The sequence below is a fragment of the Acinetobacter sp. TY2 genome (assembly GCF_046269225.1).
Classification (GTDB): domain Bacteria; phylum Pseudomonadota; class Gammaproteobacteria; order Pseudomonadales; family Moraxellaceae; genus Acinetobacter.
Genome location: NZ_JBJZOR010000001.1, coordinates 206099 through 230635, shown reverse-complemented (window position 1 = coordinate 230635; position 24537 = coordinate 206099). Strand labels below are relative to the sequence as shown.

The window sequence follows — 24537 nt, the reverse complement described above, 5'->3', positions numbered from 1 at the left end:
TCGTTATAAATTAATTTGTGGTGAGTATATGAATATTAAACGTCGTTTCATTGCGGGTGCAAAATGTCCTCGCTGTGAAGCTATGGATCGTATTGTCATGCTCTCCACAGACGATGCTGAATGGATTGAATGTATCGAGTGTGACTACTCAGAAAATCGTCCGACTCATGTCGATGAACCTACTGAGCCTGCTACACCCGACGAAATTGGGGTCATTCAATTTAAGCCTCGTCCTGCAAAATAAACTGGACGTCATAATAAAATGAATTTAGATCAACGAAATAATTCGAAGCTGATCTGGATGATTACCGCAGGATTGGTGGTCATTCTATTGCTTATAGTCGTATTTCTCTGGTTGAATAATACCAACTCAACAACTGAGCAAACAAAACAATCAGCAATACCTGTAGCACAGCCTGCAAAAACACCACAGGTTGCACAGCCTTTAGAGGAAACTGTTGCGTCTACACCAGCAATAGAGTCAAATCAAGCATTAGTGAATGAAAGTATTCTAAAAGATGAAGTTCCGCAAAATGAAAGCCTTGCCAAAGAAGAAGTCGCTCGTTTAGACGATATTCAGAAACAATTGGATGAACAGGCCAAAATACTGAAATCACAACATGCCGATGCAGACCAACTCATTAAGCTTAAAGAAGAACAGATTAAGTTATTGGAACAGCAATTATCTGCTCAACAAAATTCTTAATATTTTAATCAAATATCTAAATTTTAATGACATATAATTCTATAAAAAGCATTCTTTATGAATGCTTTTTTCATGGCGTATCTCTTGAACCTGACTAAACCTCGTTTTATTTTTCAGGCTATTTTACTTTTTTATCTCATTTCTCAATGCTTTTTGAAATCATCTTCATCGAATTTAAATATTCACCTGTATATTTCTGGTATAGCAATCTCACCCCAAACAAAAAGCACCTAAAGGTGCTTTTTGTTGTTTCTAACTTATCAATTACTTGGCGTTATACCAATCAAACATATTAAATAAGTATGGTACATAGGTGACGATTAACAAGGCTGAGAATAAGACCACAATCGGTAGAATCCAACGCTCATAACGGTAGTAGAAGCTCGTATATTTCTCCTTCGCTTCTGCGTCCGCGGCGGCGACTTCCGCATCACCGACCGAGAGCCTCGTCAGTAGATGGTTCAGTGCCACAGGTGGCGTTACATAACCAAATTCAAATGCTACCAATACAATCATCCAGAAGTGAATCGGGTGAATGCCATTTTCAAAGGCTACAGGGGCAATGGTTGCTGCAACCAAAATCACCGCACCAAATGGATCTGTTGTCATACCAATTAAAGCAAGTAACAACGCCATGAAGCCGAGTGTAATGAGAATGCTACCCAAATGTGTCGGTACCATTGTCACAATTTCACTACGTTCAATCAGACCACCAACACTTGCAGATAATGCCATCAGCATAATCAATGCACCGATATGTCCAACACTTTCAGATGTTGCAAACCAAACTGAATTTTTAAAACTACGCTTACTTTCAGCAGTCGCACCATGTTCTTGCAAGTACTGAGAGTGTTTCTCATGCTCAAGTGCCAGTGCTTTTTTTGGATTTTCAGGAACAGGTAATTTCGCACCAAAAATCTTATCAAACAAGATAAAGGCTAAAAGCATAATCGGTAGAATCACTGGTGCAGTGAATTCGTCCATTTGTGTATCTAGACCGAATTTATAGAAACCAACAACAGCAAATACAATTACGATATACGGAATCACAGGTACAAATGCACGCAACATGCCCGGCACTGCAATTTTTGGTGAATTAATACGGAATTTATCTTCAGCAAGGAATAATGAAACTCCAAGGAAAATAAATGCTGTTAACCAGAATACATAAATACCGTGATCAAATAACTCATCAGAAGTGACATGACGACTGTCGAGCATTGAAATTAAAATCACAAGTAAACATGGACGTAAAACAACACCCAACGAGCCTGACATTGCAGAAACAGCAAGTGCATATTGACGACGTGCGCCTGAGTTCCATACTTCACGGTAGATAATCGCACCCGCAGCTACAACGAAGATTCCTGAGGCTCCCGTATATGCTGTTGGAATTGCCGCACCAATCAAAATTAACCAAGTTAATGTTTCCGGTGCAAGATTCCATGGTCGCAACACAGCAAGGAATAAATCCATGACACGAGTTTGTGTCAACAACATCCCTGCCCAAATAAACAGTGCTAAGTTTAAGAAGATTCCTGAGAACTCAATCAGTAGACCAAGATAAATCCCTTGACCCATCGAATAATCCATAAAGAAGGTGAACGCAATACCCGTCACAATCGCCATGAATGCATACAAAGGAATACTCAGTAAAGCTAAACCAAAGTTACCGCCTGATTCAGCATTTTCAGGTGTTTGAAATAGCTTATAAATGCTGATAATGGTCAGAACGACAAAGAGGAACATCCATAACCAATACACACCAATGGTTTCATAGGTTGAAACTACGCCTGAATTGATGACTGAACGATATTGGCTAATCACCGATGCACTCAGTAAGCCATTACCCACGATCATTGCAATGTTATAAACTTTAAAATCAAGTTTAGTACGGGCTGGGCGTAAACCAATGTGATGCATTTTCAAAGATGCTGTGATTGCAGCAATCACCACCATCAAGATCAATAATAAAACTCGGTTTTCCGTCCCCCATTTGAGGATCCAGAAGAATCCAGTTTCCATACTACGATAAGCACGAATGGATGAATGATCTTCCATGTATTTAATCGATTTATCATAGAATGCGTGTTTTTCTTCACATTGCTGTTGAGCCGCCACAACTGACTGACGTACATCAGATTCTGACGTTGTACCAAAAATATCAGCAAACTCATCATTTGAGTTTGACTTCATTTGCTGTTGTACAAGCAAGTCAATATTAGGATGGCGTTCACATTCTGGTTTTATAGGTTCCGCACGCAAAAAGGAATATTGCATTCCTATTTGCTCATTTCCATATAGGCGTTCGCCTATACGAAGCATCTGACCATGGATCATATCCCCCGTCCCAACAATCAGGGTCAGAAGAAGTAAGATAAGTATGGAAAAAGTTGAGAACCACTCATTCCATAGATAACCGAGTAGACCTAATCCCGATCTTTTATTTACAGGTTCTTGCATTGTTATTCCAGTTTTTATATGTTTCCACCATACAATTGCTTGTACAGTTCATATTTTATTTTTGGTCTCAGGTAAAATCCTTTACCTAATATCCATTCCTGATATTACACAATTCAATGTGCATTATTTCATCGTTCAATAACATGACATAGTTGGATTTTTTTTGGATACTTTATGCCAACTCATTCAAGTTCATCACAAGAATATAAGCATTTTATACGAAATTTAATGCTCCATCTTGTTTACTAACATATCTTTAATTACAAAAGAAGCAAGAAAAACAAACGATTGTAGCTCCTACATAGATTCATTCTGATTTTAAGACAAGGTACATTTGAGCTTAAGACTACATTTAGATATAGTTTTCTTATCCAATGATTTTTATGAGCAATTTTATGGAAAAATTATGTGAATCACTATTCTAACTTTACAAACATTATATTTTTAATTTTTTGTGGATAAAGTGTTTGTACAGATAACATCAACGCAGTGCAGATTGCACCAATTATTACACCCATTAAATGTGCTTCCACCAAAACTGGACTCCCAATTAAAGTTGCCGTCTGTAAAGAGCCAAAACTGTTTTCCCAAACTATTTTTAGCAAAACCAAAACCAAAACTAGAATTGAAAATTTACGTTCTTTTTTCAACTGTAAACATGCCAAAGCACATGCCACATATAAACCATGCAATACACCAGATAAACCCGCATATGCTTGAACATCAGGGTAAATAAAGTAAAAACAAAAACTAATACAGGGTGCTAATGTCAAAAGCAGAAAAATTAAATAGCGTTTTCTCATCATAGGAAAGATAAAAGGCAGACAGATAAAAGCGAGCATATTCAATAAAAAGTGAATCCACCCAACATGTACCCAATGCCCTGTCCACCATCGCCAAGGTTCAGTAAAAAAACTGAATCGCCAATAAATAAAATATTGTTGAAAAATTTGTAAACAGGCAGAAATAGAGACACAAACTGCCAACATGAGTAATGTTTTTTTAAGCCATTCCGTTTCATGCATCATTCATACTCCCATAATCAAGAAAGAGCCTTTTTATAGCTCTTTCTTGATTCTTCACTTTAAAACTCAATCCCTTTATTTTAAGGTTGTGTTTCTTCAGTTACTGTAGCGGGCATTTCTGCTCCACCTGTATCTGGTGATTCGCCATTATTAACAGAGTCGCCAAACAATTCATCATCACCTGTTGTCGCTTGGTCATCCCAGAAATTACTCATACCATCATCGGCTGCACGTACACCTGTATTTTCAGTCCAATAACGATCAGCAATCCCTTGAACCATTTGCCCTGCCATACCATCAACTAAGCGAAACTCAGGATTAACGGGCTTATCTTCTGCTCGTGATGCTGCATAAGCGCGTAAAGCATCACGAATTTTTGTATCATCACCACTCGCTTGCGCAGCTACAGCATTTAGGGCGTGTGCTAAGCGGACACCTTTTTGCTCACCTATTTCCATAGATTGTTTCAATGTCACGTATGGATCTGGTTTACCATCACTAGCACCTGGCAATAGCGTCCAAATGACAGCACGTGTTGCCATTGGCGCACCCCAGAACTTGGTATTATCCAAACACGTCATCCCGCGTTCAACAATAGCAGCGATATCTTTTGGAACATTTACTGCACCACCTGAGTTAATATCATTGGTCATTGCTTGTAAGCCACTGAGCATACCAAGTAAATAAACGGTCTGATCTATATCCTTATGCATCGTTGGGCAAGAATCTCCCAATTTATACTTATACTTTGCCTGCCAACGCTCTGCAAATAACTGATACCCCGTATACTGACGCTCTGCTGCCAATGCCGCCCAACGTTTCTGTTCAATACGCGCATCTTGAGCTTCAGTCACTTTGCCATCTTTCGAAGCACGCAAATAACGGAGTTCTGCATTTAAGGCATTATTTTCAGCACACAATCCTGCTGCAGAGTACAGTAATACTGCCATCCGCGTTGGATCTGCACCCATATCTTTCGTTGCCATCACGGCAGGTGTTAAAGCTGTGCCTGTATTACAAGCCATATCTGTATCACCACCTGCTAAAATAGGTGGAACAATATGCTTTTCACTAAAACCTAGAGCGACATTTGCACCTGTTTTAACAACATAAGAACAACCTGATAAAATAGACGAGGCAACGATAGCAGTTGCAACAAATTGACCAATTCGATGGACCTTAGACATACTTCCTGTCCTCAATATAATTTTGTTTATTCCTTTTTGATTAAAATATCAGATGCATGCTCTTTATTAAAGAGTAATTACTCTAATTTTAATTCTATCTAGTGTGTCATTTATAATTGTATTAGAAATTGACCCAATTTTAGTTTAATGCAAATTTCAGGCAAAAAAAAGTAGCATTGCGACGGTTCAGCACATGCTACTTATTAAACGATAAACTCTCAGGAGAGTTTGTTAGTTTTGAGTTTTTGCATTCTCACTTTATTATCGTGAGCTTTCTCAATCTGTTCCCTCAGTATAGTTCCTAGTCTTCCTATGGTAATCGCAAGAACAATTGCGATGACTAGAAACCAATAGTTGTGAATTTCAGTCATTTTGAAATCCTCGGTTACTGTTGGTAGATTTAATTTACATCGATTTGAAAAAAGACAGCCACATAATTGTCTGACAATTTTATTTTCATCATCATTTATTCATTTTTGATTAGACAATTTCAAAATAACTTTAAAAAAAATATTTAATTATATGATTTTTATTATTTTTTTAATAATTATCACTTTTAAAACTGTCAAACAATTAACTTAAATTCACTCTGGTTTTAAGCATTTTCCACGAAATTAATGGCAGTTGGTCTTGCCAAATGATCAATGGTTTTAATTTTTGATTAGAAAAATACAAAATCACATAAAACTGATGATCAAACATACCTGTCACTTGGCTACGCTGAATCTGTGTGGAACTCGATATCTTGAATGACCATTCAGCATGATCGAGCTGTTCTAAATGCTCAACATAAGGCTGACGAAAGTGAATACCCCATACTACACATCCGACCAATAACACAACAATACAAAGTATAGGATGTAATAATTGAAATAATCCAAACATCATTAAAGCAAAAAATACAGACTGAAACACAATCACAATTCGACTGCGTTTCAGATGAAAGGCATGATGCGATGCCACAATCGGCACATCAGCCATGAACGTAGTGCTTCAGTTTATTGATCAACGCGCGCAATTCTGGACGAGATGGTTCTGAAACTTCCATAAACCAATCAAGTAAATCAGGATCTTCTTGATCAACCAATTCTTTAAATAATGCTTTTTCAGCGTCATCTGCAAGAAGATAATATTGTTTTACATATGGGTCGAAGTACACATCAATTTCTTTGAGCCCACGACGTGCACGATAAACCACTTTACGTTCTTCAAGTGTAATTTCTTCAGACATGATATTCCCCCAAATTGAACTGTTTACTCTTCTAGTGTACCCGAATACCTGCATCACACCGTAATAAATTCTTTTGACTGACCAAATTTATCAAAACGATCAAGTAAATGATGATTCATCACATTGTATCTTGATTCAATTTTTCGTATTTTCTAACTGAACAATAATTCTTCCTAGGGAAAATATAACAATGCAATCAGGTGCAATTCGTCCTTTAACTAACATGTTGCCACGTAATTTATTTAATGCCGAACATGAAGCATTTCGTGAAACTGTACGTAAATTTTATGAAAAAGAAGTTGTTCCAAATATTGAAAAGTACGAACAACAACAACATGTAGATCGTGATTTATGGAACAAAGCTGGGGAAATGGGGCTTCTGTGTGCCACAATGCCTGAAGAATACGGTGGTTATGGTGTAGACCGTCTTTACAGTATGATTTTGATTGAAGAGCAAGCCTATGCTATGGATTCTTCGACAGGTTTTTCATTACACTCAGACATTGTTGCCAATTATGTCAACAATTTCGGTAATGAAGAACAAAAGAAAAAATGGTTGCCTAAAATGGCTTCAGGTGAAACTGTTACAGCGATAGCAATGACCGAACCAGGAACAGGTTCAGATTTACAAGCGGTACGAACAACTGCTGTGCTAGATGGCGATGAATATGTCATTAATGGTTCTAAAATTTTTATTACGAATGGCTATTTATGCGACATGGCGATTGTCGTCTGTAAAACAGGCAGTACTGACAAAGGTTCATCAAACTTATCACTAATTATTGTTGAAGCTGATCGTGTAGGTTTTAGCAAAGGTAAACCGCTTAATAAAATAGGCATGAAAGGTCAGGACACTTGTGAGTTATTTTTTGAAGATGTTCGTGTACCAAAGGAAAATTTACTCGGTATGGAAGGCATGGGCTTTATGATGCTCATGAAAGAATTGGCTTGGGAACGTATGCTTGTTGCTATTATCTGCCAAGCAGGTTCAGAAGCTGCATTTTCTCATACTGTTCAATATACAAAAGATCGTAAAGCCTTTGGTAAGCCAATTAGTGCATTCCAAAATACACGTTTTAAACTTGCTGAAATGCGTACCGAAATTGACTTCTCTCGTGCTTATTTAGACCGTTGTATGGAATTACAACTTGAAGAAAAACTCGGAATTGATGCGGCTGCGGCTGCAAAATATAAAATTTCGGAATTATTCTCAAAAGTCGTCGATGAGTGTTTACAATTACATGGCGGCTATGGATACATGCTTGAATATCCAATTGCCCGTGCGTATATCGATAACCGTGCAAATCGTATTTATGCAGGAACCAATGAAATTATGAAAGAACTTATTTCACGTTCATTATAAAAATAAAATCATAAAAAAATAAGGAGCATATGCTCCTTATTTTTATCAACTCATTTAAATTTATATAAAGAATCAAAAAAAGGAACTTACGCTCCTTTTATCATAATGAATAACATCAATCCATCAAGAAACTAATTTAGGCTTTTTTACAGCATCAAGCTCTCTTTTACTGAATTGTAAAACATCATCATTAAAGCTCGCATTTTTTAGTTCTTTACGATCAGCAAGATAATTATTAGTCACTTTCCAAGGCGCATGTTTACCTTGTTTCGGCATCACATCTATCGCACGGGCAACATAACCTGAAGTCAAACTGCCCATCACAGTATCATCTTCCATTTCAGATGCATCACCTTTTGCAATGACTTCATCATAACCATTCTTCTCCATATGATTAAGAAGTCGGCTAATATATTGACCCGCAATATCCACCTTTAATGTCCAAGATGCATTGATATAGCCAATAATCATCGCCATATTTGGTACATCACTAACCATCACACCCTGATATAACATATGTTTAGAGGTATCCAATGGCTTCCCATCAACACTTCCTTTCACACCACCTAAAATTTGAATTTCAAGACCTGTTGCAGATACAATAATATCTGCATCTAAGTGCTTACCTGATTTAAGCTGAATGCCTGTTTCAGTAATTTTTTCAATATGGTCTGTTTCAACAGAAGCTTTACCTGAACGCAAAGTTTTAAATAAATCACCATCTGGAACAACACAAAGGCGCTGCTCCCATGGGTTATAGTTAGGTGTAAAGTGTTTCATATCCACTTTACCTTTTAGCTGCAATTCAATAGATTTCAATAATAATTTACGCAAAATTTTAGGCTGTTTCTCTGCCAATGCATAAATACCACGTTGCATACCGATATTTCGTGCGCGCGTCAGTTTATATGCCACATCTTCAGGCAAAATCTTACGCATCTTGTCATAAACCATATCTACCGATGGAATCGTAGCAATATAAGTTGGAGAGCGCTGTAGCATTGTCACATGACTAGCTCCGCCTTTAGCAAGCGCAGGCACAAGTGTAATGGCTGTGGCACCACTACCAATAATCACTACTTTTTTACCTTGATAATCTAGATTTTTAGGCCAAAATTGCGGATTAACAAATTCACCTTTAAACGACTCTTTTCCAGGAAAATCAGGCTGATAACCACGATCATGATTATAATAACCAGTACAACCAATTAAAAAATTTGCTTGCCACGTTTGAATTTTTTGATTCTCATCTTCAATTTCTACAGTCCATTTTTTGATTGAAGAATCATAATTTGCAGATAACACACGATGCTTAAAGAGAATTTTTTCTTTCAACTTATATTCATCAACAACTTCTGAAACATATCCCTTGATTGATGTTCCATCTGCTAAAACTTTCGCTTCCTGCCAAGGTTTAAAATTAAAACCGAATGTCGACATATCTGAATCTGAGCGAATACCGGGGTAGTTAAAAAGATCCCATGTTCCGCCAACATTTTCACGACGTTCAATAATCGTAAAAGAGCGGTTTGGTGAATTACGCACAAGATGTGTTGCAACACCAATACCAGAAATACCTGCGCCAACAATGAGAATATCAATTTGTTTATCCATGTTCTTTTTATAACCTTTTCATGAGTACATTTTTATTAAAGCACAAATTTGACAATACACAATGTCAAGTTTGAGTTTTTATCATTTTTTTTATATCAATTCAGGACAAGTCACATATTTTGTCTAACAATCAGGCAATAAAAAAGGTCGGTAAAATACCGACCTTTTTCGAACAACCGACTGTTCTATGGCGTTAAGTAATTAGTTTACTTCACGATCCACAAGCTCTACATAAGCCATCGGCGCAGCATCACCTGCACGGAAACCAGCTTTAAGAACACGTAGATAACCGCCGTTACGTTCTTTGTAACGAGGGCCAAGAACGGTAAATAATTTACCAACAGTTGCTGCTGAACGAGTACGAGCAAACGCTAAACGGCGGTTTGCTACTGTATCGTTTTTAGCTAAAGTGATTAAAGGCTCAGCTACACGACGTAACTCTTTTGCTTTAGGCACAGTTGTTTTAATCAACTCGTGTTCAAACAAAGAATTAGCCATGTTTTGGAACATCGCTTTACGATGACTGCTTGTACGGCCTAATTTCACACCACTATTACGATGACGCATGGTGATAGTCCTACTTAATTAACGGCTACGATAAGCAAAGCGATCATCCATACGGAGGCTAGCCGGAGGCCAGTTCTCTAAACGCATGCCGAGTTGCAAAGCTTTCGATGCCAGAACATCTTTGATTTCAGTAAGCGATTTTTTACCTAAGTTAGGAGTTTTTAACAACTCTACTTCAGTACGCTGTACCAAATCACCGATGTAGTAAATATTTTCTGCTTTCAAACAGTTAGCAGAACGAACAGTTAGCTCTAGATCATCCACTGGACGAAGCAAGATCGGATCAACTTCTTCACGAGGTTCTTGAGCAACAGGAGCTTGATCTTTCTGAAGATCAACAAAAATTGCAATTTGTTGTTGCAAGATTGTTGCCGCTTTGCGGATTGCTTCTTCTGGATCAACTGTACCATTAGTTTCAAGATCAATGATAAGTTTATCAAGGTCAGTACGTTGTTCTACACGAGCATTTTCAACTGTGTAAGACACACGTTTGATCGGGCTATAAGAAGCATCTAACTGTAAACGACCTACAGGGCGAGTTTCGCCTTCAGGGAAGCGTGAGTCAGATGTTTCATAACCACGGCCTTGAGCAACTTTCAGGCGCATTTTTAATGAGCCTGAAGCACTTAAAGTACCAATCAAATGTTCAGGGTTAACCACTTCAACATTATGAGGTAAACGAAGATCGGCAGCAGTTACGTCACCAGCCCCTTGCTTTTCTAATGTTAAATATGCTTCGTTCTGATCGAACAGCTTAATCGACAATCCTTTTAGGTTCAGCAAGAGCTCGACGATGTCCTGCTGCAAGCCTTCTAAAGTACTGTACTCGTGCTCGACACCTTCTATCTCAACTTCAACCACAGCAGCGCCAGGTAAAGAAGACAATAGAATGCGACGTAAAGCATTACCTAAAGTATGGCCAAAACCACGCTCTAAAGGCTCAAGAATCACTTTTGCCGAGGTCCCGCTTGCCGCATCGACCTTGATCGCTTGCGGAGTTAGAAACTCGTTTGCAGTACGCGTCATTATTGCTACCTCAAGGATTATTTAGAATACAATTCTACAATCAAGCTTTCGTTAATTTCAGCAGGTAGATCAGAACGATCTGGTGCAGCTTTAAACGTACCTTCAAGTTTCGAATGATCGATCTCGATCCAAGAAGCCGTACCACGTTGAGTAGCTAATTCAATTGCGTTTTTAATACGTAATTGTTGTTTAGCACCTTCGTGAACTGCAATCACGTCACCCGCTTTAACTTGGATTGAAGCGATGTTAACGCGACGACCATTTAAAGTGATTGAACGGTGAGATACAAGCTGACGAGCTTCTGCACGTGTAGAACCAAAGCCCATACGATAAACTACGTTATCAAGACGGCTTTCAAGCAACTTCAATAAGTTTTCACCTGTTGCGCCTTTAACACGAGCAGCTTCTTTATAGTAGTTACTAAATTGACGCTCTAAAACACCGTACATACGACGTACTTTTTGTTTTTCACGTAATTGTAGTGAGTACTCAGATTGTTTACCACCACGAGCTCCGCCATGTTGGCCAGGAGCTTTAGCAGCTTTTTTAGTTTTGACGTCAAATGGTTTAACGCCAGATTTTAATTGCAGGTCTGTCCCTTCGCGGCGAGAGAGTTTGCATTTTGGACCAATATAACGAGCCATGAATGTTTCTCCTTACACACGACGTTTTTTAGGTGGACGACAACCGTTGTGCGGAATCGGTGTCACATCAGTAATGCTGTTAATTTTATAACCCACTGCACCTAATGCACGAACCGCAGATTCACGACCTGGACCAGGACCTTTTACAAGGACGTCCAAGTTTTTCAAACCGTAATCCAAAGCAGCTTTACCAGCAACTTCAGCAGCTACCTGAGCAGCAAACGGTGTTGATTTACGCGATCCACGGAAGCCTTGTCCACCTGAAGTAGCCCAAGCCAATGCATTACCTTGACGATCAGTAATCGTAACAATGGTGTTATTAAAAGAAGCGTGAATGTGTGCAACACCTTCAGAGACGGTACGAGTGACCTTCTTGCGTGCGCGAGTATCTTTAGCCATCTTTTAGCTTCCAGAAATCTTATTTCTTAATAGGTTTGCGCGGACCTTTACGGGTACGAGCGTTAGTTTTGGTGCGTTGTCCACGAACAGGCAAGCTGCGACGATGACGAAGACCGCGGTAGCAGCCTAAATCCATTAAACGTTTAATGTTCATGGAAATTTCGCGACGTAAATCACCTTCGGTTGGAACCTTAGTAATTTCTGCACGAATCGCATCAAGCTGAGCATCATCTAATTCACGGATTTTAGTCGTAGTAGCAATACCAACAGCAGCTAAAATGTTTTTAGCTGTATGGCGACCAATACCAAAAATATACGTAAGAGAGATAACAGCATGCTTGTTATCCGGAATGTTTACACCGGCAATACGAGCCATTCAAATTCTCCAAAAAGGCAGTAGAGATAATCAACCGCCCTACAAAAATCTTGAAGGGCGGATAATAACCTAATTAGCCTACTGAAATCAACAGGTCTTAATTAAATTAACCTTGACGCTGCTTATGACGAGGTTCAGCGCTACAAATTACGCGAATAACCCCATTACGACGGATAACTTTACAGCTACCACATATTTTTTTTACAGAAGCCTGTACTTTCATGATGAAACCTCTAAGTGCGCTTATCCTTTAGGATGAGCAGTCGTTTTTTTCATTAATGATTGATTATCATATTGATGCGAAGTGAGATGAGCTTGTAGCTGAGCCATGAAGTCCATTACAACAACTACTACAATCAGTAATGATGTTCCACCCAAATGGAATGGAATACCAAATGAACTTTGCAGAATCATTGGCATCAAACATACGACTGTAATATAAATTGCACCAATAAATGTCAATCGATTAAGAATATGATCTAAGTAACGAGCAGTTTGCTCACCTGGGCGAATACCAGGTACGTAAGCTCCGCTGCGTTTCAAGTTTTCTGAAACTTCCTTAGGACTGAAAACCAGCGCCGTATAAAAATAACAGAAAAAGATAATTAACGCACCAAAGAGTACCAGATACAAAGGCTGTCCAGGCGATAAGACCAATGCTAGATCTTGAAGACCGCGTTTAATAAAACCTGCATTTGGATCAGCACTACCTAACCATTGACCTAAACTTGCAGGGAACAGCAATAACGAACTTGCGAAAATTGCTGGAATAACCCCTGCCATATTAATCTTCAATGGCAAGTGTGTCTGTTGCGCAGTGAATACACGACGACCTTGTTGTTTCTGAGCATAATTCACAGCGATACGACGCTGTGCTTTCTCAATAAATACAATTGCAGCCAAAACCGCAACTGAAAGTAAACCAAATACCGCTAATCCAATCAAGCTCGCAGACCCATTACTCACGCTAGTGAATGACTGAGTCACAATGCCTGGTAAACCAGCTACAATACCTGCAAAAATGATCATAGAGATACCATTACCAACACCACGTTCGGTAATCTGCTCTCCTAACCACATTAAGAACATTGTGCCTGCGACTAAAGAAGTCAGTGCTGGAATATAAAATGCCAATCCAGATGTCAAAGTAATCCCTTGACTAATAAGACCAGCACACATTCCCACACCCTGCACAAGTGCAAGTATCAAGGTACCATAGCGTGTATATTGATTAATCTTACGCTTACCCTGTTCGCCTTCTTTCTTTAATGCCTCCAACGAGGGAACAACTGTCGACATTAACTGCACGATAATCGATGCAGAAATATACGGCATAATTCCCAACGCTAGAATGGACATTCGTTCCAATGCCCCGCCCGAAAACATGTTAAATAAGCCAAGGAAGGTTCCTTCATTGTCTTTAAAAAACTGACTCAAAGCGACATTATCAATACCTGGCAGCGGAATATGCGCTCCTAGTCGAAAGACAACCAAAGCACCAATCAAGAACATTAATCGGCGAATAATTTCACGATATTTCACATGAAATGGCTGACCTTTCATCATGTTGACATGACCTGAAGAACTAGGAGACATAGACACTTGCGATTACTCCTCGACTTTACCGCCAGCAGCTTCTAGAGCAGCTTTAGCGCCTTTAGTCAGAGCTACACCCTGTACAGTAAATGCACGAGTGATTTCACCAGAAAGAACAATACGAGCACGCAACATATCTTTACGTACAACGTTTGCAGCTTTTAAAGTTTCAAGTGAAACAATATCACCTTCAACTTTAGTAAGTTCAGACAAGCGTACTTCAGCAGTTTTCAAAGCCAATTGGCTAGTGAAACCGAATTTAGGTAAACGACGATATAACGCAGTTTGACCACCTTCGAAACCTGGACGAGTACCACCGCTCTTACGTGAGTTTTGACCTTTGACACCACGGCCACCAGTCTTACCAACACCAGAACCGATACCACGGCCTAGACGACGGCTATCACGTTTTGCACCTTCAGCAGGTGAAAGTTCATTTAAACGCAGAGTCATGGCTTACTCCTCTACACTAACCATATAGTAGACTTGGTTGATCATACCACGGTTAGAAGGCGTATCTTGCACTTCTACAGTATGACCAATACGACGCAGACCTAAACCTTTAAGGCTAAGCTTGTGATTTTTCAAGCGATGCGCAGAAGATTTAGTCTGGGTAACTTTAATCGTTTTCATGATTGATTACCCTTGAATTTGTTCTACTGAAAGGCCACGTTTAGCAGCAACTTTCTCAGGAGAAGTCATGTCACGCAAACCATTAAAAGTAGCGTTCACAACGTTAGCTGCATTTGTAGAACCGTAGCACTTAGTCAATACATTACGTACGCCAACTGCTTCAAGTACTGCACGTACTGAACCACCAGCAATTACGCCTGTACCTTCAGATGCAGGTTGCATGTAAACACGGCTTGCACCGTGACGTGCATTGATCGGGTGCTGTACAGTACCATCAACAAGATCAACAGTGATCATGTTACGACGCGCAGCTTCAAGTGCTTTAGAAATAGCAGCTGGAACTTCACGTGCTTTACCACGACCAAAACCTACACGACCATTACCATCACCCACAACAGTTAATGCTGTGAAAGAGAAGATACGACCACCCTTAACAACTTTGGCTACACGATCAACGGCAACCAGCTTTTCAACAAGACCTTCGTTTTGTTCAACTTTAGCCATGATTAGAACTCCAAGCCGTTTTCACGAGCAGCATCAGCCAAGGCTTTGATACGACCATGATATTTAAAACCAGAACGGTCAAATGCTACTTTAGTAACACCAGCAGCTTTCGCGCGCTCTGCGATTAAAGCACCTACTTTAGTAGCAGCATCTACATTACCTGTAGAACCACTACGTAAAGATGCATCCAAAGTAGAAGCTTGCGCTAATACTTTGCCACCATCCGCAGAAATAACTTGAGCATAAATGTGACGCGGTGTGCGGTTTACACACAAACGAGTCGCACCCAATGCACGGATGTGCAAGCGTGTGCTTTTCGCACGACGCAAACGGGATTGTTTCTTTTCGTTCATAAGAACCTCGCGCCTTATTTCTTCTTAGCTTCTTTACGAAGTACAACTTCGTCAGAATAACGAACACCTTTACCTTTATACGGCTCTGGTGGACGATATCCACGGATATCTGCAGCTACTTGACCAAGCAAATGTTTGCTTGCTGATTTCAAAATGATTTCAGTTGCAGTAGGAGTTTCAGCAGTTACGCCTTCAGGAAGAGCGTAATCAATCGGGTGCGAAAAACCAAGGTTAAGATGTACAGTTGTACCTTTAACCGCAGCTTTATAACCAACACCGATAAGCTGCAACTTACGTTCGAAGCCTTCGCTAACACCTTTTACAAGGTTATTTAACACAGCGCGAGCAGTACCAGCTTGCATCCAAGAATCTTTCGATTCTGAAATTGGAGCAATTTGAAGTTTACCTTCTTCCTGTTTAAGCTCGACCAGCGCATGCAGGTTGAAAGACAACGTACCTTTGCTGCCTTTCACTTCGACCTGCCGGCCGTTCTGAGTAACTGTTACACCATTCGGTACAGTTACTGGGGCTTTAGCCACACGAGACATGAGGAATCACCTATTAAGATACAAAAGCAATAACTTCACCACCAACGCCTGCAGAACGTGCAGCGCGATCAGTCATGATGCCTTTGCTTGTAGAAACAATTGCAATACCTAAACCTTGCTTAACGCTAGGAAGGTTATCTTTACCGCGATACTGACGTAGACCTGGACGGCTTACGCGTTTCACAGTTTCAATAACTGGTTTGCCTTCATAGTATTTTAACGTAATTGTTAAAGTTGCTTTACCTTCAGCATCAGCAACTTCTACGTTAGAAATATAACCTTCTTGTTGAAGTACGCTAGCAATAGCAACTTTCAACTTAGAATTAGGCATAGAAACAGTTTGTTTTTTAGCCATTTGTGCGTTACGAACACGTGTTAGCATGTCGGCAACGGTATCTTGCATACTCATTTATAGTGCTCCTTACCAGCTTGCCTTAACAACGCCCGGTACATCACCTTGCATAACTGTTTCACGCAATTTGTTACGGCTTAAGCCAAACTTACGGAAATAGCCATGTGGACGACCAGTTAAACCACAACGGTTACGTAGACGTACTGGAGATGCATTACGTGGTAATGCTTGAAATTTCATCATCGCTTCAAAACGTTCTTCATCTGTAGCATTTACGTTTGCAATAATTGCTTTTAATTCAGCACGTTTTGCAGCGTATTTAGCAACAGTAGCTTCGCGTTTCAACTCGCGATTAATCATACCTTTCTTAGCCATATCGACCTCTTATTTGAACGGGAAGCCGAATGCACGCAATAGCGCACGGCCTTCGTCATCGGTGCGAGCAGTCGTAGTAACGGTAATATCCATACCACGAATACGATCAATCTTATCAAAATCGATTTCAGGGAACATAATCTGTTCCTTAAGACCCATTGAATAGTTACCACGACCATCGAATGATTTCGCAGAAAAACCGCGGAAGTCACGAATACGAGGAATCGCAATAGAGATCAAACGGTCTAAGAATTCGTACATACGTTCGCCGCGTAAAGTTACTTTACAACCAATCGGCCAACCATCACGGATTTTAAAACCTGCGATTGATTTACGAGCTAATGTAAGAACTGGTTTTTGACCAGCAATAGCTTGCATATCAGATAAAGCACCATCAAGGAGTTTTTTGTCAGCTGCTGCTGCGCCAACACCCATGTTGATCGTGATTTTAGTAATGCGAGGAATTTCCATCACATTCTTAACACCTAAAGTCTCTAATAATTGAGCTTTAAGTTCGTCGTTATAACGTGTTTTAAGTCTGGCCATAGCCTATTTCAACCTATTACTTCGCCGCCGCCACTGATTCACCATTTGATTTATAAACGCGAGTTTTCGCGCCTTCAATCACTTGGTAACCAACACGGTCAGCCTTTTGGGTTGTAGCATTAAAAATTGCTACGTTTGAAATATGAAGCGAAGCTTCTTGTGTAACTACAGCGCCTTCAGCACCTGTTGCACGATTCGGCTTTTGATGCTTCTTAACCAAGTTAAGGCCTTCAACCATAACGCGGTCATTTGAAACAGACAAAACAGTACCTTGTTTGCCTTTTTCTTTACCTGCGATCACAATTACTTGATCGCCTTTTCTAATCTTAGCCATGATTGCCTCTATTATAGAACTTCAGGAGCCAATGAAATGATTTTCATGAACTGTTCAGTACGAAGTTCACGAGTCACTGGTCCGAAAATACGAGTGGCAATCGGAGCCTTGTTGTTGTTCAAAATAACTGCAGCATTATCATCAAAACGGATCACAGAACCATCTGGACGACGAATACCGAATTTAGTACGAACTACAACTGCATTCATCACGTCACCTTTTTTAACACGGCCACGTGGAATTGCTTCTTTTACAGTAACTTTAATAATGTCGCCAACAGAAGCATAACGACGATGTGAACCACCTAGTACTTTAATACATTGTACGCGGCGAGCACCACTGTTGTCTGCTACGTCTAGCATACTTTCGGTTTGAATCATTGCCCTACTCCAAAACCGAGTCGCATCACCGGTCGCAATTTCGAAAGGCTCAAAGAGTACTCGAAATTGACCAATGATGCAACCAGAACGTTAATTACTCAGCAGCAGCTTCAATCACTTCAACTAAAGTCCAAGACTTAGTTTTAGACATTGGGCGGCTTTCTTTGATAGTTACAACATCACCAGTTTTAGCTGTGTTGTTCTCATCATGAGCGTGTAATTTAGTTGAACGGCGAATTGATTTGCCATACAACGGGTGTTGAACGCGGCGTTCAATAAGTACAACGATAGATTTTTCCATCTTGTCGCTTACTACTTTGCCTGTTAACGTGCGAACTGTTTGCTCACTCATTGTCCGTTCCCCTGTTTTTCGGTAAGGAGTGTCTTGATGCGTGCAATAGTTTTACGAGTAACCGCAACTTCATGCGATTTACCCAATTGACCAGTTGCTTTCGCCATGCGAAGACGGAATTGGTTAAGCTGTTGCTCATCAAGCAAAGCTGTCAATTCTTCTACCGATTTTTCACGTAGATCTTTAGTTTTCATTACATCACCGTCTTAGTAACGATAGTGGTTTTGAAAGGAAGTTTAGCTGCAGCAAGCTTAAATGCTTCTGTAGCCAATTCATCACTAACACCATCCATTTCGTACAAGATCTTACCTGGTTTGATTTGGCAAACCCAGTATTCCACAGAACCTTTACCTTTACCCATACGAACTTCTAATGGTTTTTCAGTAATTGGTTTATCAGGGAAAACACGGATAAAGATCTTACCACCACGTTTTACACGACGGCTAATTGTACGACGCGCTGCTTCAATTTGACGCGCAGTCATTTGACCACGTTCAACTGATTTAAGAGCAATAGTACCAAAAGAAATAGTGCTACCGCGATGCGCTAGACCAGTGTTACGGCCTTTTTGTACCTTACGAAATTTAGTACGTTTAGGTTGCAACATGGATTATTCTCCTTTTTCAGCAGAACGATCATTGCGACGACCACGACGCTCCTGACCTTCACCACGACCACGACCGCGTTTAGCTGGACGATCTTCTGCAGGAGCAGGGTTCATGACTTGTTTCATGCCACCTAAAATCTCACCACGGAAAATCCAAACTTTAACACCAATCGTACCGTAAGTTGTTTCAGCACGCATAGTAGCATAGTCGATGTCAGCACGAAGTGTATGCAAAGGTACACGACCCTCACGATACCACTCAGTACGAGCAATCTCAGCACCGCCTAGACGACCTGAAACTTCAACTTTGATACCTTTAGCACCAGCACGCATAGAATTCTGAACCGCACGCTTCATAGCACGACGGAACATTACACGCTTTTCTAATTGAGAAGCAATTGCTTCAGCAACTAAACGAGCATCTAGGTCTGGACGGTCGATTTCATTGATGCTTACTTGCGCAGGAATACCCATAATTTGAGTAAGTTCACGCTGTAATTTCTCAATATCTTCGCCTTTTTTACCGATAACGATACCAGGACGAGCTGTGCTAATAGTTACTTTAGCAGCGCCAGTAGGACGTTCGATAAGAATATTGCTGATCATCGCGCTTTTAAGTTTTTTAGTTAAAAACTCACGAACCTGAAGATCTTTAAGCAAATATTCAGCGTATTGTTTCGGACTCGCATACCAGTTGGCGTTATGACGTTTTACAACACCAAGGCGGATACCGATTGGATGAACCTTCTGACCCATATCAAACCCCTACCTTAACGGTAATGTGACAAGTACGCTTAGTAATACGATCTGCACGGCCTTTAGCACGCGGCATAATACGCTTAAGGCTAGTGCCTTCATCAACGTAAATCGTAGAAACTTTAAGGTCGTCTACATCTAAACTGTTATTGTGTTCAGCGTTTGCAATCGCAGATTCCAATGCTTTTTTAACTAAAACTGCAGCTTTTTTGTTGCTGAAGTTCAAGATGTTAAGCGCGTGAGCAACTGATTTGCCACGGATTAAATCTGCAACCAAACGAGTTTTTTGTGCCGAGATAGCGGCACCGCGTAATTTAGCAGTAACTTCCATCATAGCACCTTAACGTTTAGATTTCTTGTCAACACCGTGACCACGATAGGTACGAGTTGGCGCGAATTCACCGAGTTTATGACCAACCATGTGTTCAGATACAATCACTGGAACATGGTTACGGCCATTATGGACAGAAATTGTTAAACCAACAAAATCCGGGAGGATCATCGAGCGACGCGACCAAGTTTTGATCGGCTTACGGTTATTAGCCGCGATAGCCGCTTCAACCTTAGCGAACAAGTGCGCATCGACGAATGGGCCTTTTTTCAGAGAACGAGGCATTGTCAGATTCCTTTACTTGTTACTTAACGCGACGGTCGCGAATGATCATCTTAGTCGTACGCTTATTGGTACGTGTCTTGTACCCTTTAGCTTTTTGACCCCATGGGCTTACAGGTTGAATACCTTTGTTACGCCCTTCACCACCACCATGTGGATGGTCTACTGGGTTCATCGCCATACCACGAACGGTAGGACGAACGCCACGCCAGCGAGATGCACCTGCTTTACCAAGTGAACGAAGGTTGCTTTCTGAGTTAGATACTTCACCTAACACAGCGCGACATTCAACGTGTACTTTACGCATTTCGCCAGAACGTAGACGAATAATTGCGTAAGAACCGTCACGACCCAACAACTGAGCAGAAGTACCAGCAGAACGTACTAACTGTGCGCCCTTACCAATTTTAAGCTCGATGTTATGAAGTGTAGAACCGATTGGCATATTACGAAGTGGTAAGCAGTTACCTGGACGAATTGGAGCATCGTTACCAGACTGAACTTTATCACCAGCGCGCAAACCTTTAGCAGCGATGATATAACGACGCTCACCGTCAGCATAAAGCACAAGTGCAATATGTGATGTACGGTTAGGATCGTATTCAATACGCTCTACAGTTGCTGGAATGCCATCTTTATTACGTTTAAAGTCAACAAGACGGTAGTGCTGTTTATGACCACCACCTACGTGACGAGTCGTAATGTGACCGTTGTTATTACGACCACCAGTACGTTTTTTAGCTTCAACCAACGGTGCATGCGGTGCGCCTTTGTGAAGGTGGTCATGAACCACTTTCTCTACAAAGCGACGTCCCGGAGACGTTGGCTTACATTTTTGAATCGGCATAATCTTCGTCCTTATTCCGCTGCGGTTTCAGCGGTATCGCCCAAGTCAGCCATTTCAACATCTTGGCCAGCTTTCAGGGTGACGTATGCTTTTTTAACATCAGAACGACGTCCTAATGTTTTACCAAAGCGTTTTGTTTTCCCTTTAGTGATCGTCGTGTTAACTTTAACAACTTCGACACCAAATAGTTGCTCAACAGCTTTTTTGATTTCAAGTTTGTTTGCGTTAATAGCAACTTTAAAAACTTGAACACCAGCAGTTTCGCCTAAAACTTGTGCTTTTTCTGAGAATACAGGTCCTTGAAGGACTTGATAGATACGTTCGTTGTTCATCCGAGTTCTACCTCAATTTTCTTAGCAGCAGCTACAGACATAACAACTTTGTCGAACGCGATCAAACCAACAGGATCGATCCCAGCAGCATCAACCACATCAACATGTGGAATGTTACGTGCAGCTAAATATAGATTTTCATCTACAGCCTCAGTAACGATTAATGCGCGAGTAGCGTTCAAGTCGTTAAGCTTTGCAAGCAATTCTTTAGTTTTAGGAGCTTCAACAGAGAACTCTTCAACCAAAATAAGACGATCCTGACGAACTAGTTCAGCAAGGATACATTGCATTGCACCGCGGTACATTTTACGGTTAACTTTTTGAGACCAATCTTGTGGACGAGCAGCAAAAGTCTTACCACCACCAACCCAAATTGGGCTACGAATAGAACCAGCACGCGCACGGCCTGTACCTTTTTGACGGAAAGGTTTTTTACCACCGCCAGATACTTCACCACGTGATTTTTGAGCTTTAGAACCTTGACGGCCACCAGCTAAATATGCTGTTACTACTTGGTGAACAAGTGCTTCGTTAAAGTCACGACCAAACGCAACTTCAGACAACTCAACAGCTGAACCGGAAACAGTATTTAAATTCACAATATTTCCCCTCAGGCCTTGATCGTAGGACGAACGATAACGTCGCCACCGGTAGCACCAGGAACCGCACCTTTAACAACTAGAACTGAACGTTCTGTGTCGATAGAAACGATTTCAAGACCCTGTGTAGTTACGCGTTCAGCACCTAAATGGCCAGCCATTTTTTTGCCTTTGAATACGCGACCAGGTGTCTGGTTTTGACCAGTAGAACCTAAAACACGGTGAGAAAGTGAGTTACCGTGAGTTGCATCTTGCGTACGGAAGTTCCAACGCTTAACACCACCTTGGAAACCTTTACCTTTAGATTGACCAGTTACGTCAACAATTTGACCCACTGTGAACAATTCAACGGTAAGAGAACCACCAACTTCACGACCTTCAAGATCAGCTTCTGTAGCGCGGAATTCTTGAACTAGACGACCAGCAGCAACACCAGCTTTCGCAAAGTGACCTTTCTGAGCGTTAGTTACGCGAGATTCGCGACGTTCACCAGTAGTGATTTGAATCGCTTGATAACCATCAGTTTCAAGCGTTTTGATTTGAGTGATACGGTTAGGATCAACCTCAATCACTGTTACAGGTACAGAAACACCAGCATCTGTAAAGATACGTGTCATACCGCACTTGCGACCGACTAAACCAATAGCCATGTGCATAAACCTCTAAAAAAGCGGCCTAATTAACTTAGAGCGTTAATTAACCCGAAAGCCTTAACCCAATGCGATCTGAACATCAACACCAGCTGCAAGATCCAACTTCATCAACGCATCTACAGTTTTGTCTGTAGGTTGAACGATGTCGATCAAACGCTTGTATGTGCGGATTTCATATTGGTCACGCGCATCTTTGTTTACATGCGGTGATGTCAAAACGTTAAAACGTTCGATACGTGTAGGCATAGGGATTGGACCACACACCTGTGCACCTGTACGTTTTGCTGTTTCTACGATCTCTTGAGAAGATTGATCAATTAAACGGTGATCAAAAGACTTAAGACGGATACGAATTCTCTGGTTAGACATACCAGTTAACTCCAAGCCAAATATATAAAGAATCACTCCTGACGCATCTCACCCCACTAAAAAAGGATAAGTGTCAAGAGCAGTGAAAATCACTATGGTCATGATCGATGCCATGACTGTAACGATATCTGAACGACGTTATTTGCCATTCAGCCCATCATATTGAAGGGTCACTTATTATAGCGACTGTTTAACACTTAAGCAAACGCTATTGCCATTTTTTCCCAGATTTTAGTGAATTAATTGTAAGCTATCACTTTTCTGTATAGTCATTGCCTTTAAGGCTGTAGCACATATTCAATTGCACGATTCAATAATTGATGCCCTGGAATAAATGCAGTTTTATCTGACTGCTCCAAATCTCTTAACGACTGCTGATTTTTCCCATAAAAAACATTTTGTTCTTCTTCATGTGCAACAAAAAGCTTTAAAGCTTGTGGTGTAATTTCAGGATGAAATTGAAAACCAAGTACATTGTTCCCAATTTGATACACTTGGTTATGACACACACTATTTTCCGCCAACCGAATTGCACCCTTTGGAAGGTCAAACGTTTCGCTATGCCACTGCATTACATCAACATGCTCAGGCAACTGAAAGTCACCTTCTTTACAATACAGGCTTTTAAAAACTCTAGTCCAACCAATCTCTTGAGTGTGGTGTCTGTGTACATTTGCACCCAATGCACTTGCAATCAGTTGCCCCCCCAAACATAAGCCTATAGCAGGTTTTGATGATGCTAAGTACCGTCTAAGCCAACGCTTTTCTATGCGTAACCACGGGTAATTAGCTTCATCATTCACACTCATCTCTCCTCCCATAATCATCAATAAATCAACATCTTCTATGTTGGGTAATGCTTCAATTTCCAGTTTAAAATCTTTAGGTAATGCAAAAAATTCGGTTGCACTAATTTCAGCTCCTTGTTGTTTTAGATATTCATAGCAACTGCCAAAACCCTCACCTGCAATATGTTGAAAATAATGTACTTTTAACTTTTTCATCATGTTAGACCCTATTCTTGTTATTTCATTTGAGATTAAAAATATTCATTGTTCTAATGCATAGTGCAAAAACGAAGCCAATATTTTGAATGGTGATAAATTTTCACAATTTAATTCTTTGCTCCGTAAATTTAATGTGCTTTTCTTTCATAAATATTTGTTTTCTAAAATTTAGAGTTTTCT

The 24537-nt window shown here is 40.4% G+C and carries 37 protein-coding genes and 1 pseudogene; 3 read left to right on the top strand and 35 right to left on the bottom strand.

The window, feature by feature from the left end; genetic code table 11:
* Positions 1–34 precede the first annotated feature (34 nt).
* Together ACK1JC_RS01140 and ACK1JC_RS01135 are read left to right on the top strand one after the other, a co-directional pair.
* Complete coding sequence (locus tag ACK1JC_RS01140) at positions 35–244, top strand: YheV family putative zinc ribbon protein (protein ID WP_409510019.1); 210 nt, start codon at positions 35–37, stop codon at positions 242–244.
* A gap of 18 nt (positions 245–262) precedes the next feature.
* The gene (locus ACK1JC_RS01135; protein WP_409510003.1) at positions 263–706 is read left to right on the top strand and encodes a hypothetical protein; all 444 of its coding nucleotides are present in this window, start codon (positions 263–265) and stop codon (positions 704–706) included.
* Positions 707–970: 264 nt separating this feature from the next.
* On the opposite strand, the gene ACK1JC_RS01130 is transcribed toward ACK1JC_RS01135, so the two are convergent.
* From ACK1JC_RS01130 to ACK1JC_RS01110, 5 genes are all read right to left on the bottom strand, one after another.
* Entirely contained in the window at positions 971–3169 is a 2199-nt protein-coding gene (locus tag ACK1JC_RS01130; protein WP_409510002.1) for a TRAP transporter large permease subunit, read from the bottom strand.
* 416 nt (positions 3170–3585) lie between these two features.
* On the bottom strand, positions 3586–4194 hold the full coding sequence (gene rrtA, locus ACK1JC_RS01125) for a rhombosortase (RefSeq protein WP_409510018.1): 609 nt from the start codon (positions 4192–4194) through the stop codon (positions 3586–3588).
* An 80-nt stretch (positions 4195–4274) separates the two neighbouring features.
* Positions 4275–5381: a hypothetical protein gene (locus tag ACK1JC_RS01120; protein ID WP_409510001.1), complete on the bottom strand. Its 1107-nt coding sequence runs from the start codon at positions 5379–5381 to the stop codon at positions 4275–4277.
* A gap of 573 nt (positions 5382–5954) precedes the next feature.
* Entirely contained in the window at positions 5955–6362 is a 408-nt protein-coding gene (locus tag ACK1JC_RS01115) for a hypothetical protein (RefSeq protein ID WP_409510000.1), read from the bottom strand.
* The gene (locus ACK1JC_RS01110) at positions 6355–6612 is read right to left on the bottom strand and encodes a succinate dehydrogenase assembly factor 2 (RefSeq protein ID WP_409509999.1); all 258 of its coding nucleotides are present in this window, start codon (positions 6610–6612) and stop codon (positions 6355–6357) included. The genes ACK1JC_RS01115 and ACK1JC_RS01110 overlap by 8 nt, the downstream gene beginning before the upstream one ends.
* A 190-nt stretch (positions 6613–6802) precedes the next feature.
* On the opposite strand from ACK1JC_RS01110, the gene ACK1JC_RS01105 reads away from it, so the two are divergent.
* On the top strand, positions 6803–7975 hold the full coding sequence (locus ACK1JC_RS01105; RefSeq protein ID WP_409509998.1) for an acyl-CoA dehydrogenase family protein: 1173 nt from the start codon (positions 6803–6805) through the stop codon (positions 7973–7975).
* Positions 7976–8098: 123 nt separating this feature from the next.
* Here ACK1JC_RS01105 and ACK1JC_RS01100 read toward each other — a convergent pair whose 3' ends face one another.
* From ACK1JC_RS01100 to ACK1JC_RS00955, 30 genes and pseudogenes are all read right to left on the bottom strand, one after another.
* Positions 8099–9589: a flavin-containing monooxygenase gene (locus tag ACK1JC_RS01100; RefSeq protein ID WP_409509997.1), complete on the bottom strand. Its 1491-nt coding sequence runs from the start codon at positions 9587–9589 to the stop codon at positions 8099–8101.
* Positions 9590–9790: 201 nt separating this feature from the next.
* A complete protein-coding gene (gene rplQ / locus ACK1JC_RS01095; protein WP_004281488.1) occupies positions 9791–10156 on the bottom strand; it encodes a 50S ribosomal protein L17 in 366 nt (121 codons plus the stop codon).
* An 18-nt stretch (positions 10157–10174) separates the two neighbouring features.
* Entirely contained in the window at positions 10175–11182 is a 1008-nt protein-coding gene (locus tag ACK1JC_RS01090) for a DNA-directed RNA polymerase subunit alpha (RefSeq protein ID WP_409509996.1), read from the bottom strand.
* A gap of 17 nt (positions 11183–11199) precedes the next feature.
* A complete protein-coding gene (gene rpsD, locus ACK1JC_RS01085) occupies positions 11200–11826 on the bottom strand; it encodes a 30S ribosomal protein S4 (protein ID WP_409509995.1) in 627 nt (208 codons plus the stop codon).
* A gap of 12 nt (positions 11827–11838) precedes the next feature.
* Complete coding sequence (gene rpsK, locus ACK1JC_RS01080) at positions 11839–12225, bottom strand: 30S ribosomal protein S11 (protein WP_004281491.1); 387 nt, start codon at positions 12223–12225, stop codon at positions 11839–11841.
* Positions 12226–12244: 19 nt separating this feature from the next.
* The gene (gene rpsM, locus ACK1JC_RS01075) at positions 12245–12601 is read right to left on the bottom strand and encodes a 30S ribosomal protein S13 (RefSeq protein ID WP_004650467.1); all 357 of its coding nucleotides are present in this window, start codon (positions 12599–12601) and stop codon (positions 12245–12247) included.
* 106 nt (positions 12602–12707) lie between these two features.
* Positions 12708–12824, bottom strand: coding sequence for a 50S ribosomal protein L36 (gene rpmJ, locus ACK1JC_RS01070; protein ID WP_000867907.1), 117 nt, complete (start codon positions 12822–12824; stop codon positions 12708–12710).
* Positions 12825–12844: 20 nt separating this feature from the next.
* A complete protein-coding gene (gene secY / locus ACK1JC_RS01065; RefSeq protein WP_409510017.1) occupies positions 12845–14164 on the bottom strand; it encodes a preprotein translocase subunit SecY in 1320 nt (439 codons plus the stop codon).
* Between the two features lie 45 nt (positions 14165–14209).
* Positions 14210–14650, bottom strand: a complete 441-nt coding sequence (gene rplO / locus ACK1JC_RS01060) for a 50S ribosomal protein L15 (protein ID WP_409509994.1) — start codon at positions 14648–14650, stop codon at positions 14210–14212.
* A gap of 3 nt (positions 14651–14653) precedes the next feature.
* Positions 14654–14830, bottom strand: coding sequence for a 50S ribosomal protein L30 (gene rpmD, locus ACK1JC_RS01055; RefSeq protein WP_067762901.1), 177 nt, complete (start codon positions 14828–14830; stop codon positions 14654–14656).
* A gap of 6 nt (positions 14831–14836) precedes the next feature.
* A complete protein-coding gene (gene rpsE, locus ACK1JC_RS01050) occupies positions 14837–15334 on the bottom strand; it encodes a 30S ribosomal protein S5 (protein WP_409509993.1) in 498 nt (165 codons plus the stop codon).
* A 2-nt stretch (positions 15335–15336) separates the two neighbouring features.
* Positions 15337–15687, bottom strand: coding sequence for a 50S ribosomal protein L18 (rplR, locus tag ACK1JC_RS01045; RefSeq protein WP_004869518.1), 351 nt, complete (start codon positions 15685–15687; stop codon positions 15337–15339).
* Between the two features lie 14 nt (positions 15688–15701).
* Entirely contained in the window at positions 15702–16235 is a 534-nt protein-coding gene (gene rplF, locus ACK1JC_RS01040; RefSeq protein WP_409509992.1) for a 50S ribosomal protein L6, read from the bottom strand.
* A 13-nt stretch (positions 16236–16248) separates the two neighbouring features.
* Positions 16249–16644 (bottom strand): 30S ribosomal protein S8, encoded by a 396-nt coding sequence (rpsH, locus tag ACK1JC_RS01035; RefSeq protein WP_409509991.1) that lies wholly within the window; start codon positions 16642–16644, stop codon positions 16249–16251.
* A gap of 12 nt (positions 16645–16656) precedes the next feature.
* Positions 16657–16962: a 30S ribosomal protein S14 gene (gene rpsN / locus ACK1JC_RS01030; protein WP_166322118.1), complete on the bottom strand. Its 306-nt coding sequence runs from the start codon at positions 16960–16962 to the stop codon at positions 16657–16659.
* A 9-nt stretch (positions 16963–16971) separates the two neighbouring features.
* Positions 16972–17508 (bottom strand): 50S ribosomal protein L5, encoded by a 537-nt coding sequence (rplE, locus tag ACK1JC_RS01025; RefSeq protein WP_409509990.1) that lies wholly within the window; start codon positions 17506–17508, stop codon positions 16972–16974.
* Positions 17509–17524: 16 nt separating this feature from the next.
* On the bottom strand, positions 17525–17842 hold the full coding sequence (gene rplX, locus ACK1JC_RS01020; RefSeq protein WP_409509989.1) for a 50S ribosomal protein L24: 318 nt from the start codon (positions 17840–17842) through the stop codon (positions 17525–17527).
* Positions 17843–17853: 11 nt separating this feature from the next.
* Positions 17854–18222, bottom strand: a complete 369-nt coding sequence (rplN, locus tag ACK1JC_RS01015; RefSeq protein WP_004725701.1) for a 50S ribosomal protein L14 — start codon at positions 18220–18222, stop codon at positions 17854–17856.
* A 94-nt stretch (positions 18223–18316) separates the two neighbouring features.
* Entirely contained in the window at positions 18317–18574 is a 258-nt protein-coding gene (rpsQ, locus tag ACK1JC_RS01010) for a 30S ribosomal protein S17 (RefSeq protein ID WP_409509988.1), read from the bottom strand.
* Positions 18571–18768, bottom strand: a complete 198-nt coding sequence (gene rpmC, locus ACK1JC_RS01005; RefSeq protein WP_409509987.1) for a 50S ribosomal protein L29 — start codon at positions 18766–18768, stop codon at positions 18571–18573. The genes rpsQ and rpmC overlap by 4 nt, the downstream gene beginning before the upstream one ends.
* Complete coding sequence (rplP, locus tag ACK1JC_RS01000; RefSeq protein WP_409509986.1) at positions 18768–19181, bottom strand: 50S ribosomal protein L16; 414 nt, start codon at positions 19179–19181, stop codon at positions 18768–18770. Before rplP ends, rpmC begins: the two co-directional genes overlap by 1 nt.
* Positions 19121–19937 (bottom strand): annotated as a pseudogene (rpsC, locus tag ACK1JC_RS00995) (30S ribosomal protein S3). Before rpsC ends, rplP begins: the two are co-directional and overlap by 61 nt.
* A 1-nt stretch (position 19938) precedes the next feature.
* The gene (rplV, locus tag ACK1JC_RS00990; protein WP_086179951.1) at positions 19939–20268 is read right to left on the bottom strand and encodes a 50S ribosomal protein L22; all 330 of its coding nucleotides are present in this window, start codon (positions 20266–20268) and stop codon (positions 19939–19941) included.
* 9 nt (positions 20269–20277) lie between these two features.
* The gene (gene rpsS, locus ACK1JC_RS00985; protein WP_004281508.1) at positions 20278–20553 is read right to left on the bottom strand and encodes a 30S ribosomal protein S19; all 276 of its coding nucleotides are present in this window, start codon (positions 20551–20553) and stop codon (positions 20278–20280) included.
* A gap of 19 nt (positions 20554–20572) precedes the next feature.
* Positions 20573–21397: a 50S ribosomal protein L2 gene (gene rplB / locus ACK1JC_RS00980; protein ID WP_409509985.1), complete on the bottom strand. Its 825-nt coding sequence runs from the start codon at positions 21395–21397 to the stop codon at positions 20573–20575.
* 11 nt (positions 21398–21408) lie between these two features.
* Positions 21409–21729 (bottom strand): 50S ribosomal protein L23, encoded by a 321-nt coding sequence (gene rplW, locus ACK1JC_RS00975; protein WP_409509984.1) that lies wholly within the window; start codon positions 21727–21729, stop codon positions 21409–21411.
* Positions 21726–22328 (bottom strand): 50S ribosomal protein L4, encoded by a 603-nt coding sequence (gene rplD, locus ACK1JC_RS00970; protein WP_409509983.1) that lies wholly within the window; start codon positions 22326–22328, stop codon positions 21726–21728. Before rplD ends, rplW begins: the two co-directional genes overlap by 4 nt.
* A gap of 11 nt (positions 22329–22339) precedes the next feature.
* Complete coding sequence (gene rplC / locus ACK1JC_RS00965) at positions 22340–22978, bottom strand: 50S ribosomal protein L3 (protein ID WP_409509982.1); 639 nt, start codon at positions 22976–22978, stop codon at positions 22340–22342.
* 60 nt (positions 22979–23038) lie between these two features.
* Positions 23039–23350, bottom strand: a complete 312-nt coding sequence (gene rpsJ, locus ACK1JC_RS00960; protein WP_004725677.1) for a 30S ribosomal protein S10 — start codon at positions 23348–23350, stop codon at positions 23039–23041.
* 278 nt (positions 23351–23628) lie between these two features.
* Entirely contained in the window at positions 23629–24357 is a 729-nt protein-coding gene (locus ACK1JC_RS00955; RefSeq protein WP_409509981.1) for a type 1 glutamine amidotransferase, read from the bottom strand.
* Positions 24358–24537 lie beyond the last annotated feature (180 nt).

Bases quoted from the DNA above. Each gene is read 5' to 3' on its own strand.
- rplR (WP_004869518.1), bottom strand. From the start codon at position 15,687: ATGAACGAAAAGAAACAATCCCGTTTGCGTCGTGCGAAAAGCACACGC.
- rplO (WP_409509994.1), bottom strand. From the start codon at position 14,650: ATGACTCTGCGTTTAAATGAACTTTCACCTGCTGAAGGTGCAAAACGT.
- rpsJ (WP_004725677.1), bottom strand. From the start codon at position 23,350: ATGTCTAACCAGAGAATTCGTATCCGTCTTAAGTCTTTTGATCACCGT.
- rpsE (WP_409509993.1), bottom strand. From the start codon at position 15,334: ATGGCTAAAGTTGAACAAAACGAAGGTCTTGTTGAAAAGCTGGTTGCC.
- rpsK (WP_004281491.1), bottom strand. From the start codon at position 12,225: ATGGCTAAAGATACTCGCGCACGCAAGAAGGTCACTCGTACCGTCTCT.
- rplB (WP_409509985.1), bottom strand. From the start codon at position 21,397: ATGCCGATTCAAAAATGTAAGCCAACGTCTCCGGGACGTCGCTTTGTA.
- rplF (WP_409509992.1), bottom strand. From the start codon at position 16,235: ATGTCTCGTGTGGCTAAAGCCCCAGTAACTGTACCGAATGGTGTAACA.
- rplV (WP_086179951.1), bottom strand. From the start codon at position 20,268: ATGGAAGTTACTGCTAAATTACGCGGTGCCGCTATCTCGGCACAAAAA.
- rplN (WP_004725701.1), bottom strand. From the start codon at position 18,222: ATGATTCAAACCGAAAGTATGCTAGACGTAGCAGACAACAGTGGTGCT.
- rplX (WP_409509989.1), bottom strand. From the start codon at position 17,842: ATGGCTAAGATTAGAAAAGGCGATCAAGTAATTGTGATCGCAGGTAAA.
- rpmJ (WP_000867907.1), bottom strand. From the start codon at position 12,824: ATGAAAGTACAGGCTTCTGTAAAAAAAATATGTGGTAGCTGTAAAGTT.
- ACK1JC_RS01130 (WP_409510002.1), bottom strand. From the start codon at position 3,169: ATGCAAGAACCTGTAAATAAAAGATCGGGATTAGGTCTACTCGGTTAT.
- rpsN (WP_166322118.1), bottom strand. From the start codon at position 16,962: ATGGCTAAGAAAGGTATGATTAATCGCGAGTTGAAACGCGAAGCTACT.
- secY (WP_409510017.1), bottom strand. From the start codon at position 14,164: ATGAAAGGTCAGCCATTTCATGTGAAATATCGTGAAATTATTCGCCGA.
- rpsQ (WP_409509988.1), bottom strand. From the start codon at position 18,574: ATGAGTGAGCAAACAGTTCGCACGTTAACAGGCAAAGTAGTAAGCGAC.
- ACK1JC_RS01115 (WP_409510000.1), bottom strand. From the start codon at position 6,362: ATGGCTGATGTGCCGATTGTGGCATCGCATCATGCCTTTCATCTGAAA.
- rplC (WP_409509982.1), bottom strand. From the start codon at position 22,978: ATGGCTATTGGTTTAGTCGGTCGCAAGTGCGGTATGACACGTATCTTT.
- rplE (WP_409509990.1), bottom strand. From the start codon at position 17,508: ATGGCCAGACTTAAAACACGTTATAACGACGAACTTAAAGCTCAATTA.
- ACK1JC_RS00955 (WP_409509981.1), bottom strand. From the start codon at position 24,357: ATGATGAAAAAGTTAAAAGTACATTATTTTCAACATATTGCAGGTGAG.
- rpsM (WP_004650467.1), bottom strand. From the start codon at position 12,601: ATGGCTCGTATTGCCGGTGTAAACATTCCGGATAACAAGCATGCTGTT.
- rpmD (WP_067762901.1), bottom strand. From the start codon at position 14,830: ATGAAAACGATTAAAGTTACCCAGACTAAATCTTCTGCGCATCGCTTG.
- ACK1JC_RS01120 (WP_409510001.1), bottom strand. From the start codon at position 5,381: ATGTCTAAGGTCCATCGAATTGGTCAATTTGTTGCAACTGCTATCGTT.
- ACK1JC_RS01105 (WP_409509998.1), top strand. From the start codon at position 6,803: ATGCAATCAGGTGCAATTCGTCCTTTAACTAACATGTTGCCACGTAAT.
- ACK1JC_RS01135 (WP_409510003.1), top strand. From the start codon at position 263: ATGAATTTAGATCAACGAAATAATTCGAAGCTGATCTGGATGATTACC.
- ACK1JC_RS01100 (WP_409509997.1), bottom strand. From the start codon at position 9,589: ATGGATAAACAAATTGATATTCTCATTGTTGGCGCAGGTATTTCTGGT.
- rpsH (WP_409509991.1), bottom strand. From the start codon at position 16,644: ATGAGTATGCAAGATACCGTTGCCGACATGCTAACACGTGTTCGTAAC.
- rpmC (WP_409509987.1), bottom strand. From the start codon at position 18,768: ATGAAAACTAAAGATCTACGTGAAAAATCGGTAGAAGAATTGACAGCT.
- rrtA (WP_409510018.1), bottom strand. From the start codon at position 4,194: ATGCATGAAACGGAATGGCTTAAAAAAACATTACTCATGTTGGCAGTT.
- rplQ (WP_004281488.1), bottom strand. From the start codon at position 10,156: ATGCGTCATCGTAATAGTGGTGTGAAATTAGGCCGTACAAGCAGTCAT.
- ACK1JC_RS01110 (WP_409509999.1), bottom strand. From the start codon at position 6,612: ATGTCTGAAGAAATTACACTTGAAGAACGTAAAGTGGTTTATCGTGCA.
- ACK1JC_RS01090 (WP_409509996.1), bottom strand. From the start codon at position 11,182: ATGACGCGTACTGCAAACGAGTTTCTAACTCCGCAAGCGATCAAGGTC.
- rpsS (WP_004281508.1), bottom strand. From the start codon at position 20,553: ATGCCTCGTTCTCTGAAAAAAGGCCCATTCGTCGATGCGCACTTGTTC.
- rpsD (WP_409509995.1), bottom strand. From the start codon at position 11,826: ATGGCTCGTTATATTGGTCCAAAATGCAAACTCTCTCGCCGCGAAGGG.
- rplW (WP_409509984.1), bottom strand. From the start codon at position 21,729: ATGAACAACGAACGTATCTATCAAGTCCTTCAAGGACCTGTATTCTCA.
- rplP (WP_409509986.1), bottom strand. From the start codon at position 19,181: ATGTTGCAACCTAAACGTACTAAATTTCGTAAGGTACAAAAAGGCCGT.